The 16,729-nt window shown below is 44.2% G+C and carries 15 protein-coding genes and 1 pseudogene (1 of these 16 only partly in view); 11 read left to right on the forward strand and 5 right to left on the reverse strand.

From position 1 onward, the window contains the following. Positions 1–529: the start of an elongation factor G gene (fusA, locus tag LEP1GSC052_RS18585; RefSeq protein ID WP_010572760.1), read on the reverse strand. Its footprint begins 1,592 nt before the window's first position; the window shows 529 of its 2,121 coding nt (coding positions 1–529); the start codon lies at positions 527–529; its stop codon lies off the left edge, out of view. A 20-nt stretch (positions 530–549) separates the two neighbouring features. On the opposite strand from fusA, the pseudogene LEP1GSC052_RS21500 reads away from it, so the two are divergent. The 8 genes and pseudogenes from LEP1GSC052_RS21500 to LEP1GSC052_RS18620 all read left to right on the forward strand — a co-directional run bounded on the left by LEP1GSC052_RS21500 (position 550) and on the right by LEP1GSC052_RS18620 (position 8,616). After that, a pseudogene (locus tag LEP1GSC052_RS21500) lies at positions 550–745 on the forward strand (hypothetical protein). Continuing rightward, positions 727–2,346 (forward strand): TrkH family potassium uptake protein, encoded by a 1,620-nt coding sequence (locus LEP1GSC052_RS18590; protein WP_010572759.1) that lies wholly within the window; start codon positions 727–729, stop codon positions 2,344–2,346. The pseudogene LEP1GSC052_RS21500 and the gene LEP1GSC052_RS18590 overlap by 19 nt, the downstream one beginning before the upstream one ends. 70 nt (positions 2,347–2,416) lie before the next feature. Continuing rightward, positions 2,417–3,805 (forward strand): ethanolamine ammonia-lyase subunit EutB, encoded by a 1,389-nt coding sequence (locus tag LEP1GSC052_RS18595; RefSeq protein ID WP_010572758.1) that lies wholly within the window; start codon positions 2,417–2,419, stop codon positions 3,803–3,805. Position 3,806: 1 nt separating this feature from the next. Then, positions 3,807–4,577: an ethanolamine ammonia-lyase subunit EutC gene (eutC, locus tag LEP1GSC052_RS18600; RefSeq protein ID WP_010572757.1), complete on the forward strand. Its 771-nt coding sequence runs from the start codon at positions 3,807–3,809 to the stop codon at positions 4,575–4,577. 90 nt (positions 4,578–4,667) lie between these two features. Continuing rightward, positions 4,668–5,567 carry a decaprenyl-phosphate phosphoribosyltransferase gene (locus LEP1GSC052_RS18605; protein WP_020986500.1) on the forward strand — a complete coding sequence of 300 codons (900 nt, stop codon included), beginning with the start codon at positions 4,668–4,670 and terminating at the stop codon, positions 5,565–5,567. A gap of 186 nt (positions 5,568–5,753) precedes the next feature. Further along, on the forward strand, positions 5,754–6,260 hold the full coding sequence (locus LEP1GSC052_RS18610) for a TlpA family protein disulfide reductase (protein WP_010572756.1): 507 nt from the start codon (positions 5,754–5,756) through the stop codon (positions 6,258–6,260). Between the two features lie 135 nt (positions 6,261–6,395). Then, complete coding sequence (locus tag LEP1GSC052_RS18615; RefSeq protein WP_010572755.1) at positions 6,396–7,778, forward strand: Lcl C-terminal domain-containing protein; 1,383 nt, start codon at positions 6,396–6,398, stop codon at positions 7,776–7,778. Positions 7,779–7,833: 55 nt separating this feature from the next. Next, positions 7,834–8,616: a hypothetical protein gene (locus LEP1GSC052_RS18620; RefSeq protein ID WP_010572754.1), complete on the forward strand. Its 783-nt coding sequence runs from the start codon at positions 7,834–7,836 to the stop codon at positions 8,614–8,616. On the opposite strand, the gene LEP1GSC052_RS18625 is transcribed toward LEP1GSC052_RS18620, so the two are convergent. Together LEP1GSC052_RS18625 and lepB are read right to left on the reverse strand one after the other, a co-directional pair. Further along, positions 8,613–9,806: an acyltransferase family protein gene (locus tag LEP1GSC052_RS18625; protein WP_020986693.1), complete on the reverse strand. Its 1,194-nt coding sequence runs from the start codon at positions 9,804–9,806 to the stop codon at positions 8,613–8,615. The two genes, LEP1GSC052_RS18620 and LEP1GSC052_RS18625, sit on opposite strands and share 4 nt — an antisense overlap. Before the next feature lie 43 nt (positions 9,807–9,849). Then, positions 9,850–10,446 carry a signal peptidase I gene (gene lepB / locus LEP1GSC052_RS18630; RefSeq protein WP_010572751.1) on the reverse strand — a complete coding sequence of 199 codons (597 nt, stop codon included), beginning with the start codon at positions 10,444–10,446 and terminating at the stop codon, positions 9,850–9,852. Positions 10,447–10,563: 117 nt separating this feature from the next. On the opposite strand from lepB, the gene LEP1GSC052_RS18635 reads away from it, so the two are divergent. After that, positions 10,564–11,748, forward strand: coding sequence for an acyltransferase family protein (locus LEP1GSC052_RS18635; protein WP_010572750.1), 1,185 nt, complete (start codon positions 10,564–10,566; stop codon positions 11,746–11,748). 1 nt (position 11,749) lies between these two features. On the opposite strand, the gene LEP1GSC052_RS18640 is transcribed toward LEP1GSC052_RS18635, so the two are convergent. Beyond that, entirely contained in the window at positions 11,750–13,285 is a 1,536-nt protein-coding gene (locus tag LEP1GSC052_RS18640) for an LA_3751/LA_3752 family putative glycosyltransferase (protein ID WP_010572749.1), read from the reverse strand. Positions 13,286–13,333: 48 nt separating this feature from the next. Next, positions 13,334–14,932, reverse strand: a complete 1,599-nt coding sequence (locus tag LEP1GSC052_RS18645; protein ID WP_020986227.1) for an LA_3751/LA_3752 family putative glycosyltransferase — start codon at positions 14,930–14,932, stop codon at positions 13,334–13,336. A gap of 126 nt (positions 14,933–15,058) precedes the next feature. On the opposite strand from LEP1GSC052_RS18645, the gene LEP1GSC052_RS18650 reads away from it, so the two are divergent. Both LEP1GSC052_RS18650 and LEP1GSC052_RS18655 read left to right on the forward strand, forming a co-directional pair. Beyond that, positions 15,059–15,640 (forward strand): LIMLP_15305 family protein, encoded by a 582-nt coding sequence (locus tag LEP1GSC052_RS18650; RefSeq protein ID WP_040913198.1) that lies wholly within the window; start codon positions 15,059–15,061, stop codon positions 15,638–15,640. Positions 15,641–15,736: 96 nt separating this feature from the next. Continuing rightward, positions 15,737–16,729, forward strand: a complete 993-nt coding sequence (locus LEP1GSC052_RS18655; RefSeq protein ID WP_010572745.1) for an SPFH domain-containing protein — start codon at positions 15,737–15,739, stop codon at positions 16,727–16,729.

Genomic DNA, 16,729 nt, shown 5'->3' on the forward strand with positions numbered 1-16,729 from the left:
CGATCGGGATTTGAACCGGTACTGCGTTGTGTTTCAGTTTTTCTTTCAACTGATCGATTACGCGGAAAGGGTTTGCGCCCGTTCTGTCGAGTTTGTTGATAAAAGCGACGCGAGGAACGTTGTAACGTCTCATCTGACGGTCGACGGTAATCGACTGAGATTGAACCCCGGCAACCCCGCAAAGAACGAGAATCGCGGAATCCAACACGCGGAGAGAACGCTCCACTTCCACCGTAAAGTCAACGTGGCCCGGTGTGTCGATGATGTTGATCGTGTGATCTTTCCACTGGCAATAAGTCGCCGCAGACTGGATGGTGATCCCTCTTTCTCTTTCGAGGTCCATACTGTCCATCTTCGCGCCGACTCCGTCCTTTCCACGAACTTCGTGGATGGCGTGAATTCTATTGGTATAGAACAGAATTCTTTCGGTAAGGGTCGTTTTTCCAGAATCGATATGGGCGGAAATCCCAATGTTTCTGGTTTTTAGAAGTTTTTCGCTCGGTTTGAATTCGGCTACAGCAGTGCTCATGGCCATCCTCTTATAAAAGATTGCAAAATGCTCCGGTGAAAACACCGGCGGGACCGTCTTGAGAAAGTCCCTCAATTTACCAGATTCCAAAAAAGAGCGGATTTGTAAACTCAAATCGGCGAATCGGCTCGTTGGGGATCGTTTTTCATTTGCGCCGGAAGGATTTGGAAAAATGATGATCTTTTGCATTCTTCCGTATGTATCCGCTCAAACTGATTAAAAGAAATGTAAACCGCATTGCAAAGGCGTTTCTTTTGTTGTCGGTTGCCCGAACCCTTTGTTTGGGTTTTGCGGTCGCCATTTTGGCGGGTTCTTTCGGAATTTACGTTTCCGAATCCGGTCGTTTGACTTATACGGTTTCCCTTTATCTCGCAACTTCTTCGATCTGTGTCACGGGGCTTTCTCCGGTGCTTTTGTCGGAACTACAACGTTCCACTCAGTTGATTATGATGTTTCTGATCCAAATCGGGGGATTGGGAATCATTACGTTTACGGTTTTGATCGGGGTTTTGGTCGTTCGCGGTTTGTCCCGAAGCACTCGACTCGCTTCTTTTGTTTACGAAGCAACGGACGCGCATCTCGCGAGAAGATTGAGGGATAAAAAATCCGATCAACATTCGGGCGTCGTTCCTCCCGGAAAAAAGAAAACCGAGGCCGAAGCTTCTTACGTAAGAAGAATGTTGATTTCCCTTTTTAACATTTCTCTTTCGATCGAAGCGGTCGGAGCCACTCTTCTTTATTTTTGTATGCCCGAAACGGATCGTCTTCCCGGATCTCCGAGCCGATTTTTTTTAAGCGTCTTCACTTCGGTTTCAGCGTTTAACAACGCGGGATTCTCCATCGTAGACGATCTCAGTTTTTTAGCGAAGGATCCTTTGTGTCTTCTCATCATTCAGTTTTTGATCGTGATGGGCGGGATCGGTTTTCCGGTAATCATCTTTATCGAAAAATCGATTTTGGAAATCATACAGAAGTTTATGGGAAAGGTGGAAGCCGTCACCGAAACGTTTATGATGAGAAGAACGGTTCTTCTCGGAGAAGATCCTCCCGGATGGTATATATTCGTGATCGCAACTTCGGTGCGATTGGAAGAACGTCTCGAAGTTTATCGAAAGGAATTATTCGGAGACGCCAATCGTATGCAGATGGCGATTATCGTTTTGGGTTCGCTACTCCTGATTCACATCGGAGGAATTTCAATTTTGTTGATCGAATACAACAACTTGGAAACGATCGGTAAGATGGGTTTCACCGAGAAGTTGTTTAATTCTTTCTTTCTTTCCGTTTCTTCGAGAACCGCCGGTTTTAACACGTTCGACATCACGGAGATTCGAAGCGCGACTTACGTGCTTCTTTGTTCTTTGATGTTCATCGGAGGCGGACCTCAGGGAGCGGCGGGCGGTATCAAGATCACTACGTTCTTTATATTAATCTTATATTTGAAAAACGTAATCAGTCCTCAGGCAAGAGTTCAAGCTTGGGGAGAAGACGTTTCCAAAAATTCCGTGGCGATTTCAACTCGAATCTACTTTTTAGCTACGTTGTCTCTCGTCGTCTTTATGTTTTTGATCACGCTCGCCAACGGAAATAAACACGGGATCGAAACCATCTTCTTCGAAGTGATGTCCGCGTTCGGCACCGTGGGTTTGAGTTTGGGAATGACCGCTTATACCAATGACGTCGAAAAATATCTTTACATCGCTTTGATGTTTATGGGAAGAGTGGGAACCTTCACTCTTTTGATCGCGTTTACCGGCCACTCCGGTCTCGGAGATCTTGGAAGCAAAGACGACGGTTTGAAGATTCAAGTCGGTTGACGACGTTTTCCATTCTCATCCTCTAAAAATTCTAGTTGCAGTTCCTTGAAAAAAACGGAATCTCTGGTCCGTGGAATATACAACCCGGATTCAAAACCGTCATTATCAATTCGGTGATCTGAAGAATCTTTTAGCAAAGGCAAGTCCTCTGCGTTCCGGTGATATTCTCGCGGGAATTGCGGCGGCGAGTTACGAAGAGAGAGTCGCGGCTCAGATGATTCTCGCGGATCTTCCTTTGTCCGCGTTTTTGGAAGAACCTTTGATTCCTTACGAAGAAGACGAGGTCACCCGATTGATTTTCGATCGTCACGATCGGAATTCTTTTTCCGTTGTCTCTTCGATGAGCGTGGGAGAATTTCGTGAGTTTTTGTTAAGCGACAAGACCGATTCGGAAACGCTCAAGAATTTAATTCCGGGAATCATACCCGAAATGGCGGCGGCGGTTTCCAAACTTTGTTCGATTCAGGATTTGATCGCGGTTTCCAAAAAATGCAGAGTCGTTACAAAGTTTCGAAATACGATCGGACTTCCGGGAAGACTTTCCACAAGACTTCAACCCAACCACCCGACGGACGATCTCAAAGGAATCTCCGCGGGAATCTTAGACGGACTTCTTTTGGGAAGCGGAGACGCGGTCATCGGAATCAATCCGGCGACTGACAATCTTCCATCGGTACATTCTCTCCTGAATCTTTTGGACGCGCTCATCCGCAAATACGAAATACCGACTCAGAGTTGTGTTCTCAGTCACGTAACTACGACGCTCGAACTCATTCATCGCGGCGCTCCCGTGGATCTCGTCTTTCAATCCGTGGGAGGAAGTCAAAAACTCAACGAAAGTTTCGGAATCAATCTCGCTTTGTTAAGCGAAGCGAGAGAAGCCGCGTTGTCCTTAAAGCGCGGTACGATCGGGGATAACGTTATGTATTTCGAAACGGGACAAGGCGCGGGACTTTCTTCGGACGCGCATTGGGGAATCGATCAGCAAACGTTGGAAGCGAGAGCGTATGCGGTCGCGAAAGAATTCTCGCCTTTGCTCGTGAACACGGTCGTGGGTTTTATCGGTCCCGAATATTTATACAACGGAAAACAAATTCTCCGCGCGGGAATGGAGGATCATTTCTGCGGAAAACTTCTCGGTCTTCCGATGGGCGTCGACGTTTGTTATACGAATCACGCGGAAGCCGACGGAGACGACATGGACACGTTACTCACTCTTCTTGGGGTTGCGGGTTGTAATTATATCATGGGAATTCCCGGCGCGGACGACGTTATGCTCTCTTATCAGAGCACTTCGTTTCACGACGCGTTGTATTTAAGACAGGTTCTCGGTTTAAAACCCGCGCCCGAATTCGAAGAATGGCTTTTGCAAAAAGGAATATTGGATCGGAATCTGATTCCGACGGATCAGAAAAATCAAATCGGACTTTTATCCGATCTGGAAACGTTGGCGGGTTGATATGGATTGGGAAGAATGGAAACAATTCACCTCCGCACGAATCGGTCTCGGTCGTTCGGGAGTTTCTCTTCCCACAAAGGAAGTTTTAAAATTCCGATTGGATCACGCGCGCGCAAGAGACGCGGTTTGGGCCGAAGCGGATTTCGGAAATCTTTTCGACTTTTTGGATTCGTACGGTTTACCGTATCTTGAAATCAAATCCAAGGCGAGTTCCAGAGAAGAATATTTGGCGCGCCCCGATCTCGGAAAAAAAGTTTCCTCTCAGAGTTATCATTCTTTGGAATCTTTGAAGGAAAGTAATTCCAAGTTTTCGGATGAATTCGACTTGAGCCTCGTGATTTCGGACGGTCTTTCGGCGAGTGCGATTCGGGATTCTTTGATTCCGTTTTTGGAAATTTTTTTACCGGCCCTTCAAAATCTGAAACTCAAACTGAGTCCCGTTGCGATCGTTAAAAACGGAAGAGTGGCGATCGGAGACGAAATCGGAGAATTCTGGAACGCGAAAGCGACGATCATTCTCATCGGAGAAAGACCCGGTTTGTCCACGGAAAACAGCCTCGGTTTGTATCTAACGTATCAACCCGCAAGCGGTCTTACGGACGAAAGAAGGAATTGTATCTCGAACATTCGTTCAGGCGGAATGAACTTTTCGGACGCGGCTCGAAAGGCCGTATATTTGCTTTCTCTTTCCTTACAAAAAAGAATTTCAGGAGTTCATCTCAAAGACGAAGAAGCGCTTCCGATTTCCGAAAATCGTAAACTCGATTCTTAAATTCTTCTCTTAAAAACGGAGCGATATGTTTCCGTCCGATCCCCGGTTTTTCCTTGATGATTTGAGGGTTTCTAAGGAATGTAACCGAGTATGCTCTTCCAGTATTTGAAATTGCTCCGAATCCATCAGTGGATCAAAAACGTAATCATTTTTGCGGGCATTATCTTCGCTAAAAAATTGACCGATCCGGAATCGGTGCAAAGGGTCATCGCGGCCTTTTTTCTTTTCTCCCTTGTCGCTAGTTGTCAGTACGTCGTGAACGACTATTTGGATCGTAAGGAAGACGCGTTACATCCCGAAAAAAAACACAGACCTCTCGCTTCGGGAAAATTGGATCCTTCGTTTGCGCTTTTTATCACCGCGATCATTCTTCCCTTGTCTTTGATCTTGGCTTATCTTTTACATCCCGCGTTTTTCGGACTGGTCGCGTTCTATCTCGTCTTCAACGTTCTCTACAGCAAGTTTTTGAAACACATGGTGATCCTCGACGTGATGAGCATCAGCATCGGATTCGTGATCCGTGCGATCGCCGGTTCGGTGATCATTCACGTTTCGTTTTCATCCTGGCTTCTTCTTTGTACGTTTATGCTCGCTCTCTTCTGGGGATTTTCGAAACGAAGGGGAGAATTGATCATTCTCGAAGGAAACGCAAAAGGACATCGCAAGATTCTGGACGAATATTCCACCGGGTTCTTGGATATGATGCTAGGAATCGTCGCGACGATGACCTTAATGAGTTACGTCCTTTACGTTACGAGTCCGACCACGATCGCAAATCTCGGAACCGATCAGATGATCTATACGATTCCGATCGTAGTCTACGCGATCTTTCGTTCTTTGTACATCATCTATATCAAGAACATGGGGCACAATCCTACGAAGGCGATTCTTTCGGATTGGGGGGTTTTGCTTGCAGGATTGATTTGGGTCGCACTGGTGATCGCGATCATGTATTCCGGTTTCGGAAAGGGAATCCGTTTCGATCTGTAAAACGAACGCGTTGTTCCTCGTTGAAAAATTCGAATCGAAAAATTTCGAAACCGACGAGCGCTCCGGGTTTTGATTTGTTTCAAAGAATTTTAAAACGAAGAAACTCTTTTCAACGAATCTCGGATCCAATGGATCGAACCGCGAACCGAGTGTAACAAACACAAATTCAAAACGAATCTATCATCGATGAAGGAAATTTACAAAAAGAGCGGAACCGTTGCGCTTTGGATCGTTTTGTTTTTATCGATTACGATCGCCCTTTCCGTGTTCAAAGCCTCCGATTTAAAACCGACAATTCCTCTCAACGGAATGAAGCTGTTTCAAGGAGAAACATACCAATCGACAAATAAGATCGAGGTGGTTTATTTTTGGGCGACTTGGTGCGGGGTTTGTTCCACCAATCTTCCCTTGGTAAAATGGTATTCCGAACGATTGGAAAACAGTTCTCGATTTTCTTTTGTGAGCGTGGAAGAAGGGGAGAATCTCGTCGAACTCGAACGTTATATCCGCGAAAAAAATCTCAACTTCAAGGTCGTTCCCGCGAACCAACTCTTTTTACAAGAATGGAAGGTGAACGCATATCCTTCTTTTGTAATATTGGATCGCAACGGAACGATTCGATTTGCGGATTCGGGTATGATGAACCCGATCAGTTTTTTTCTGAGAATTTGGATCACGCACTTTTTCTTTTAACGGGCGAAATTTTAGTCTTCGATTGGAAATATTTTTCCAAAATCGGAAACGGATTCCTCCGATATTGATTGTAAAATTGGATTTTTTTACATCCATTGATTCTAAAGGGCGAATTCGTCCGGGACCTCGATCTTAATGCGAACCAGAAATTCTTTCCGATCCTTTTTTAAATCAGTTCTATTTTCCATTCTTTCTTTTTTGATTCTTGCGAATTGCAATCTAAAGTCCGTAGACAACGCGTGTAATCCCGAATCCAAATCCTATTGGGAAACGTTCTTTTTGAGCGCGGGTTCTTCCAATCTCATTCCGTTTTGCGGACCGGCTCCCCAATCCTTAAGTTATCCGGCCGCGGTTTTTGCGAACGGCGCTCCGATCAGTTTAACGCCTAACATCACGGGAGGAGGACTTACGTTTTCCATCACACCGCCTTTACCAAGCGGAGTCGTATTGGATCCGAGAACGGGAGTGATCTCGGGTTCTTACATCGGATATGGCGGTGTCGATACGATGTATCAGGTGAAGGCTTTCAATTCTTCGGGAAGCGTTTCCTATTCTTTGGAACTGATCTTATATGGAATGGCTCCTTTGAAAACGGGACAGACTTCTTGTTGGGATGGAAGCGGCGCTTTGATTTCCTGCACGGGCACAAAACAAGACGGAGAATTGAGAAACGGAATTCTTCCGAGTTTTACCGGACCGACGAACGTGTCGGGGTCCGATTACACGACCACGGATAATCTTTCCGGTTTGATTTGGAAAAGTTGTTCGGAAGGAACCACCGGCGCGACTTGTACGGGAACTTGGAGCAATCTCGATTGGGCCGGGTCGAATACTGCGTGCAGTGCGCTTAACTCCGGTTATGCGGGAAGAACCGATTGGAGACTCGCTTCCGCAAAAGAATTGGCGGCCATGTTGAACTACGACGGAACCACGCCCGCAACATATTCTTCTTATTTTCCGAATACGAACGGATCGGGTCACTGGACTTCCACGATCTATGTTCCGATCTCGGCGACGGATCGTTGGTATGTTTCCTTTACGGACGGAATCATCGGCGAAACGATTCAGACAAATACGAATAACGTGCGTTGTGTTTCCGGTCCTTCTTTGCCATCCGTATTGTTGAAGGACAACGGAGATTCCACCGTGACCGACGTGAACACGGGTTTGATCTGGGCGCAGTGTAGCGCCGGACTTTCGGGTTCTTTGTGCACCGGAACGGCGACTTCTTTAAACTGGACGAACGCTCTTCTTGCTTGTAACTCTTTGAGTCTCGGCGGAAGGGTTTGGAGACTTCCATCCGTAAACGAGCTACGAAGTCTAACTGACTTGAGTCTCGCCAATCCTACGGTCAACACGTCTTACTTTCCGAATACGATGTCTTCGAACTATTGGACTTCGACCACTTATACGAATCCGACCGAAGCGTGGGTGATTCAGTTCGGATCGGGCAATATCGTGATGAATTATACGAAGGGCGGAACCGCATACACTCGTTGTGTGGCGACCGGACCTTAAGTTTTCTCCACGACGTCGTTTTAGATTCGATTCTCAAGAAACCGATATTTATACCATGGAGCCGTTCAAACCAAAACCCTTACTCAATAAGTCGGAACTACGGCAGATCAAAAAATCCAGAACGAGGGTTGAGGGAAAAAAAGTAATCACGGACGACGTTAAGAAATTAAAGTCGTTGAACGTAACTCCTGATCTTCCGAAACGGGAACTCGTACATTATTATAAGGAACCGATCTGGATCGAATATTATATTCCGAGAGAATCCAGATTCGCATACGAAGTAAAATATCTTTTCGTAAAACTCATCGACCCGATTCCGAAACCTTCTCCCGAAGACCAAATCTTAAGAGAAGCGATTTCCAAGGGAGAATTTGTCGACGTGCTCGACGTGATGTTTCGTCATCCGGAAAAAGAAAGTCTGATTCGAAACAGTTATCTGAACACGTTTTCGTTTTTGGAATCGATCTCCGCGAACTACAAACAGTATCTAAAAACGCAAGACGCTTACGACTTGAGAATTCCGTTGTTCCACACCGAAGCCTTGATGAAACGCGAACCCACCGTCGCCACCTTGGAATTTTTAGGTCCGTATACGATCTACAATCTCAACTGGTTAATCCGAAAACTCAATGAAGCAGGGGAAGAATTCTCTCTCGAAGACGAAACCATTTCCGTCTTGATCAAAAGAAGAAACGAATATTGGGAACAACAATCTTTGGCGACCGACGAGGATTTCGAATTGTTCGCCGCTCTTTTTTATGAACAAGCTTTTCCTCATAGAGGTTCGGACTTCGACGACGCTCTTTTGTTCAAGGAATCGGACGAAAGCCGGTTCTAAGAAATCTTATTCTGAACTCCGGTGAGTTTGTCTTTTAACATCAGAAAGGGTTGTTCGATCAAAAGAAAAAAGAACCAAGAGATCAGAAACGTAACCGCAACCAGATAAATGCTACAAAGCAGGAACATCCAAACCGTCGGCGTCGTTTGAATCAACGGAATGATTTTTTTCGCCGCGACCGGAATCGCAAAGATATGCCAGAGATAACCCGCATATCCGAGACGAGCGAAGGGTCTAAAGACGGAAAGGCTGAAGAATTTTTTTAGAAATCCCGGATAGAAAGAAAAATACATCAAAATTCCGAAACCGAACGAAAGCGCAAGCGGACGAAATACCAAGGCCCAAGAAGTTCCGGGGTCGATCTGGTGCGCCCCGATTACTATCAAAAATCCGAATATTAGGATTATAGAATATTTTAGTTTTTTGTCTTTCGATTTTTCGGGCGTCATCGGGAAGTGATGGAAAATTTCGTAAACCAACATCCCCGCGAGGATCGAATCGAATCTCGCGTAAAACATGTATGCGGCGTCAAGACTTGCGTTCGGAATTGCAAGCTTCATTCTTACGATAAGGGCGGTTAAAAAACCGAGAAAATAAAAAATAACCCGAATTCTTAAACTTACTTTAAACAAGAAGATCAGACAGAAAAAAGGAAGGATGAGATAAAAATGTTCCTCAATGGAAAGAGACCAGCCTCCGTTATAAAGCGCGTACGGAACGATATCCGAAAGATAAAAAATATCGATCCAAACTTTACTCATGCGAAGTTTTAAATCCGCAACCATGGCTAAAATTTGCGGGTGCGTAAGGTTCAAAGATTCGAACTTTATCAATTGTTTATATTTGCTGTAGTAAAGAACCGCGAGCGCAACATAATAGGCCGGAAAAATTCTCAAGGATCGCTTTATAAAAAACTCCTTAATTTTAATCTTTCCAGTCCTTTCGTTTTCGCGGAACAATCCTCCGTAAATCAAAAAGCCGCTGAGTAAAAAGAAAAAATCCACTCCGGAGGAAAGCGAACCCAAAAACAAACGGAGAGGATCGGAATCACCGGGAAGGATCGTTTTTGCCGTGACCCAGCCGTGAAAGATGACCACTGACAAAATTGACAAAGCACGAATTCCGTTTAAATTTTCGTGTTCGTTGTCTTTTTTTAGGAAGATGGATAAAAAATAATTTTTTATGTTCATAACTGAATGTATTTTATTCTTCTAATATACTTCGCGTTGATTGTTAAAGAAAAAGCCAAACCTTGCCTCTTAATTTCTGAAACGGAACCAAACCGTAGTTTCTCGAATCCGTAGAATTCTCCCGGTTATCTCCTAAAACTAAAAAGTAACCCGGAGGAATTCTTCCCGCGTCTCCGATCGGTACGTTTCCTTTCACCGCGGTCATGGGAATCATGGACAACGAAGGCGCGATCGTTTTAAAGCCGGGTTTCAAAAACGTTTCTTGAAGCGGTCCGTCGTTGATGAGAATCCGATCGTTTTCAAATCGGAAGTAATCGCCCGGAAGTCCGACGACTCTTTTTAGGCTCAGTTCTTCCTCCAAGCCGTCCAGGACGAGGACGTCGAAACGACTGACCGAACCTTCTATGAAAGAAATTTCCCATTTGCCGATGCGCGCGGGGAATCCGAGCTTCGTGACCAATATTAAATCTCCTTCTTTATAAGAAGGCGCCATCGAATAACCGGAGATGAAGTAGATTTGAAACAAAAAGATTCTCATCAAAAGAATCGTGAATAGGGAAAGAAAGACGGGAAGAATCGTTCGAAGATACTTTCTGATCTTCTCTTTCATTTCGTGGTCTTTCATAAGAACGTAAGACAATATTTTGACTCTTCTTTAGAGTGGCAAATCGAAAAAGGCTCTTAGGGCAAAGTGATTTACAGTCTTTAATACGTCGTTTTTCATGGCGAATCATTGGTTTAGAGGCATTATACCGGCATGAAATCGGCTTTCATATCCCTGTTTGAAAAACGTCCCTTTGAAAAAGATTCTTTAAACGGACTGAGAGCCATCTCGATGATCATCATCTTTATATTCCATTTTTATGATGGTCTTATGACCAAGGTTCCGCAGGATTCCAAAACGCTTCACGTATTCTTAAGTAATCTCACTTCCGCCGTGGATTTATTTTTTGTTCTGAGTGGTTTTTTGATCTACGGAGTTCTTTATCGTCATTGGGAAAAAACCAAAACGGTCGACTTTAAGGATTTTTATATCGGAAGAAGTTTGAGAATTTTTCCGGCTTACTACGCTCTCGTTTTTATCACGTTGTGGATCGCGAAGATGCAAATCAAAGCGATGAGCCTTTCCACCGATCCCGCGGTGCAGGCGAGTATGCCCTTGTTCATTCAAGCGGTGGATCGTTGGATCTTCGACGCTCTTTACGTTTCCAATTACGTGGAGTCGCTCCACTTTCATACTTGGTCTTTGTCTTTGGAAGAACAGTTTTATCTCGTGTTTCCTTTGATTTGTTATCTGATTTTATTCAGACTTCAAAAGAATTCTCGTTTGTTCTTTATCGTCGCGTTATATTGTTCGGCCGCGGTGATTCGATATTTCGTTTACGCTCACAACGCGGGCGATCATCCGTATAAAATATTCGATACTTTGTTTCATCGTCCCGCGCATACTCGATTCGATTCCATAGTCGTGGGGATTCTCGCGTTCGAATTGTATAAGAATTGGAATCTGATTCCACAGGAACACAATCGAACCCGCGAATATTTCTTTTTGATTCCGGGGTTGATCTGTTTGGGAATCGCGAGTTTTATCCCTTATCATTTTTCGGTTTATTACACCGTATTTCGTTTTAATTTTTCCAACATGGGATACGCGTTAGTCATGCTTGCGAGTATTCATAAATTTTCTTGGATCGGAAAATTCTTAAGCCTGAGAATTTTCGCCCCGCTCGCTCGCGTAAGTTACGGAATGTATCTTTGGCATTTGGTCGCGATCTTTTTCGCAAGCATTCCTCTCAAAACGAGAACGGACGTGGTTTCTTGGGGAGAATTTACGAAGATGTTGTCGATCGGTTTCGTATATGCGACGATCTTCGCGCTTCTTTCCTACTTTCTCGTCGAATATCCTTTTTTAAGTCTGAAGAACCGTCTCCGAAGGGATTAACTTATCGTTTAACTTCGGTTATGTGCAGTAACCCGCCGGGTTTCGTAATGTCCTCGATCCGAAAAGAATTTGAGAACTTCGTTTTCACAAACTCGGAAAGGGTTTTGTCGAAAGGTTCCTCGATCAAAACGAGAGTTTCGTTCGGATACGATTTCAGAATTTGATCCAAATCGTTTTTGTTATGAATCAACAAAATCGTCTGAGAAAGATAATTGAGCCCGAACGTATTCGCGACGTGAATCTTTTGGGTGATAAAAACCTTGGAACTATTCCAAGGGATTTCCGATTGAATCTGCGAAAGTTGAATCGAAATCTTTCTCATCAGTTTGATCACTTTCAGATTTACGCTCGCCGAATAAACGATCAGAATTCCGAATCCGAATAATATTATGTTTTTGTAAAGTTTTGTCTGAGTTTCTTTGAGTTTGATTTCGTTTAACAAAAGAAGCGGAATGAATACGCTACAAGTCAGATAACGCGAACCCCAGTCGATATTCGAATCGTTCGGAGTCAGAATTCCGACCAAAATCAGGTTCAAAACGAAGGTTAAAATCCAAGTGCGCGCGCTTTCGCTCGAAACCTTCCATTTCCAAAGACCGAATAGAACAATCAAAAGATACCAGGGAGAATATCCTAAAAGTCCGAGCCGACCGTTTCCGGCGAAGATCAGACTTTTTACGCTCGAGATTTTGGCGGCCAGATCGAAAACCGCGATCGTACGATTCGACGCGACCCGCGGCCCTAAAAAAGAATCATAATTCAGAAAATTATAAAGTACGAATGTGGCAAAGATAAGAACGAATCCTCCCGAAAAGGAGGAAATATTTTTCAAGTCTTCGATAAACGAAGATTCTTTTGAAAAAGTTTTGATCAGGATCGAGGAAAAAACGATACAAGCCGTCAAAATCAAGACCTCGGGTCTATACCAACATCCGAGACCGAATAAGGCCCCGGATAAAAGCATCGGAGCCGGATGATAACCCGCAAAAAGATTGTTTTCGTTTTGGAGAATCGAAACTCCCAAAAGAACCAGTACCGCGGCGACGGAAACGTCCGAAAACGAAATGAAATGATGGAAGAGCGGAGTGGCGATCGCGGCCGCAAAGGGAATCAAAATACGTTTTGTCATTCCGTAGAGCAGCGTTAGATACGCGCAAAACAATAAAGCGCAGAGATAAATCAACAGACCCGGTTGATTTGCCCAAACGAAAGGACTTGTAATCAACGTGTTTGCGATCGGAAACGGTCCGATTTTTTCCCCGCGTTCGGTAGTGTATGTTTCGATCGGGAAAAACGCTAACTCGGAATCGATTCTTTTTCCCAGATAAAAAATTTCCTGAGATCGGAAGTCGTTTGCGATCCATCCTTTGGTCTGAAGGATTTTCATCAGACTGTCCGCGGCAAAGGAGGAATCCGGTTTCGTATAAAAAGCGGCAAAAAGGGAAATCAGGATCGCGATCAAAAGCGAGACGATTTTAAACGAAGGAGCGGACGAAAGCTTTAAGATTTTATCATAGGTTGCATTTGCGTATTTCATAATATTCTCATGGATTGCGGGTTTTCGATCGAAAACCTTCGCCCCGTTTTATTTGCGCCTGTCGTAGATTCCGTAAATGATTTCGATCGTCCCGAGCGTTTTTTTATCCAAGATTTGGATCGAATTCAGATCGCCGATCGCCTTGGAATCAAATTGACTCAGATAACCGATCATTCCTTCTTTTGTGTTCTGATCGTATTTGAGATCCTTCATTCCATCGGTATATTCTTTCGAATACGCGAAGTATTCAAAACGAACCGCATCCTTGTTTTTGGAAGCGGAGAATTTTTGAAGCAAGTCCTTAAGCTCGGGAACCCCGACCGCTTGATAAACCCTTCCTTGAAAATAAAGACCCTCGCTCGCCATTCCTCCGATCAAACCGTTTTGAAAAATCAAAAGATTTTCCCCGGGTTCCTTGAGAATGAATTCCTGAACTCCCTTCGTATTCTTCGCAAAACCTTTCGTGGTTTTATAATAGATCCAAGTCGGAAACACGGAAATTGCGAGAAGAATCGAAAACGAAATTCTCCAGAAAATTTTTTGCGTTTGGAGAAACCGAAACGTTCTCGATGCAAGAAGAAACAAACCCGGAAGACCCGGAGTTAAGTAACGCGAACCGAATTCCGCGCCCCCGTCGTTGGGCGCAACGCTCGCGGCGATTACAATTCCGAACAAGGAGGAAATCAAAAGAGGTTTTTCCTTTTCGGAAAGGTCCTTCCAATTCTTTACGAGCGGAAACAAAAACAAAAGAAGACCCGCGAGCAAAAACGGAGCGTATCCGAAAAGGCCAAGCTTTAGATTTCCATAAAATAAGAGATTTATAAAATTCTTAAATAGATGCGAACCGCTCGCGGAATCGTAGTTCGCGTTGTATCTCGGCCCGAGCGGAGAATGGAAGAAGGATTGATTGAAACCGCAATACGCGAAAAACAACAAAACCAAAATTCCGGAAACGAGAAAGAATTCTTTTTTGGTTTTATCCTCTTTGGAAAATGGAAAACGAAGATAACTTTCAAAGATCCAATAAAGACCGATAAAGATCAGATATTCCAAACGAAACCAATAACTCAGGGAAAAAAGAATTCCCGCAAACAAAGCGCGCGCTAAGGAAGAATTCTCCTTGGAGCTTTGATAAAAAAAGATTCCGCAGACAAAAAGAAAAAGCCCGACGCCCACGTCCATAAACAGATAACCGTTCATTACCACGGGCGATAAAAACGAAAAAAGAAGAATCTGCCAGGAAGGGATTTTAAATTCTTTTCCGATTAAAAATAACGCTAAACCGACAAGCAATGCGGATAGGAAATAAATTCCGTAGGCGCCTCCGAACGGGTAGGCGATCGCATAAAGAATTCCTAATGAAATCGGAAACGCGATGATCTTATGGCCGTTGACTACGGACATTTTCAAAAGACTGAACTTGAGTTCCGGATCGAATTCAAAACCCGGATAAAAAACGTCCAAGGATCGGAACCCGCTGAGAAAGATCGATTTTCCGAGAATGAACTTTTCGTAATGATCTGCGGAAAGAAGATATTTCGGAGGAATCGTCAGGTAGAGAAAATACGAAAAGAAAAAGGCGGCAAAAAGAAGTGCGTATTTATTTTTGAAAATCGGATCGAGGATTGTTTTGAATTTTTGGATCATCGTTACTTTCGAATTTAAAAACGGGGGCAATTTCGTGTCGGAGTCAGCTTATCGAAATTGTTTTCGAGGTCAATCCGTTTCGTTTTTTCATTGATCCGTCCCGAGAATCGTGTAAAACTTGAAGTTATGCAACAGGAAACTTCAACAGGTCAAAATTTACTTGGTCAATTTCTTGCGCAATCGCCGGTAAAATCTCTGATCGATCGTTATCGAACCGAAAGAGGAAAGATCCGAAGTTTTATGGAAAAACTTCCTCTGTATTCGAGCGCTCTTAAGGATCACGAATTTCAAAACGCGGATTCCATGTTGAGAAAAGAATTGGCTTCCAAGGTCTCTCTTCTCAAAGAACCCGTTCGAAGATTGGAAGAGGCCTTCGTATCGGCGAGAAAATTGGATCTGATCGGAAGCAGTGAGATCGCGGTTTTGTTAATCGACAAACTTACCAATACGATTCAATCGGCGGGATACGGGCTGACCGGGCTCGCCACCGGATTCAAAGCGACCGCGGAAGAATTGGAAAAACTCGCGGAATTCGATCATTCTCTCTTTAAAGAAGTGGAAGGAATCGAATCCAAAATCCAAGCTCTCAAAGTTACTGCGGATTCTTCCGTTCAGGAAGTTCGTAACGCGATCGGCGAAGTCCGTTCGGCTTTGGACGAATTGGAAAACGCGTTTCGCTCGAGAAAGGAATTGTTCACGAAACTCTAAGATTCAAAAACGGGTCTTATCTCGTTGAAAGAATTGGATCGGTTTTCGAGTCTTAAACGCAACGTACTTTTTAAATAAACGATTAAGGAATATACCATGGCATTGATTGATGTGATAAAATACGAGGGACAACCCGGCGAGATCGTTTGGAAATTTCCAAGAAACGATATCAGCCATTTCGGTCAACTCGTCGTAAACGAAAGTCAGGAAGCGGTTTTCTTTAAGGAAGGAAAGGCCCTCGACGTTTTCGGTCCCGGAACTCATACTCTCAAAACGGGAAACATTCCCATTTTGGAAAAACTCGTAAACCTGCCGTTCGGCGGACAAACTCCGTTTACCGCGGAGATCGTTTACGTAAACAAGTCCGTGATCAACATGACTTGGGGAACTCCGGCTCCGATTCAAATTGAAGATCCGAAGTATCATATCACTCTCGGTTTAAGAGCATTCGGAAATTATAATATTAAAGTGATCGACTCCAAGTCTTTCGTGAACACGGTCGTGGGAACCCAACAACGATTCAACCACGACGGAGTGGATAAACTTCTCAAGCCGATGGTCGTCACGAGACTCAGCGATTTTATCTCCGAAGTCGTATTAAAAAACGGGGTTCCGATCACTCAGATTTCTCAACACCTCGAGGAAGCTTCCGCCGCCGGAAAAACAAAAACCCAACCGGATTTTCAAAAATACGGACTTGAGATTTTGGATTTTTTCATTCAATCGATCAACTTCGATCAGAACGATCCGAACTTCCAAAAGATCCAGAAGGTTCTCACCGATAAATTCGAAATCGAAACGATGGGAAATATGTATCAGCAAAAGAGAATGTTGGATATCGGAGAAGCCGCAGCCAACAATCCGGGCGGCGCTGCCGGAGAAGGTATGAGCGCGGGAATGGGTCTCGGAATGGGAATGAACATGGCCGGTATGATGTCCAACATGATGGGACAAAATCAAGCCGGAGCCAAACCTGCGGCTGAGGACGCAACGGCGAGACTCGCCAAGTTGAAGACTCTGCTCGACGGAGGTCTCATCACTCAGGAAGAATTTGATACCAAAAAAAAGGACATTTTGAATTCTATCTAA

It is taken from the genome of Leptospira kmetyi serovar Malaysia str. Bejo-Iso9 (genome assembly GCF_000243735.2).
GTDB lineage: Bacteria > Spirochaetota > Leptospiria > Leptospirales > Leptospiraceae > Leptospira > Leptospira kmetyi.